The sequence below is a fragment of the Oleiphilus sp. HI0066 genome (assembly GCF_001635725.1).
Genome location: NZ_LWFH01000852.1, coordinates 1 through 535, shown reverse-complemented (window position 1 = coordinate 535; position 535 = coordinate 1). Strand labels below are relative to the sequence as shown.

Sequence of the window (535 nt, the reverse complement as noted above, 5' to 3'; positions counted from 1 at the left end):
TGAAAACAATCCTGAAGTGAGCGTGTTTTTCCAGAGCCCATTGAGGCGTAGCGGTATTTGATCGCGCCTAGGTTTTCAGAGTCGGCGTATTGTGCGATCGCCGGTGCATTATTACCAAGAACTTGCTCGATTTGCTCGAAGGCCATTCGTTCCTTAGCCATCAAGTCACGAGGGCCAATTTTGATAACGTGAGGGGCTTGTTCATGGCTATGCATGTCAATGCTGTTGGAGCCTGCGACGAGATTACCAGAAAATCCACCATCGAGAATTTTCAGAGAAAGCTGTTGGCAATCTCTAAATAGATAGCGAATCAAAAATTCATACTCGGGATCGAGATTCATCTCGCCAGACGTTTTGATCGTGAGTGATGTGTCTATTGATTTGTTAGTTATGGTGGTTCCGGTGCCACCTAGGAAGCGAATAAATTCGCCGATGCTATTAACGACTGTTGCACCCACCAAACGCTCTAATTGTTGTAATGCCAAAAAGTGTTGGCTGCGAGAAGAACTAGCGGTGAGGGCACTGCAAATAGCGA

Annotated in this window: 1 protein-coding gene; it reads right to left on the bottom strand. The window is 46.4% G+C overall.

Annotated elements, in window-relative coordinates; translation table 11 throughout:
- Nucleotides 1–485 (bottom strand): hypothetical protein (locus tag A3738_RS09880; RefSeq protein WP_197473777.1); only part of this gene is annotated, 485 nt, incomplete at its 3' end.
- Nucleotides 486–535: the final 50 nt, after the last annotated feature.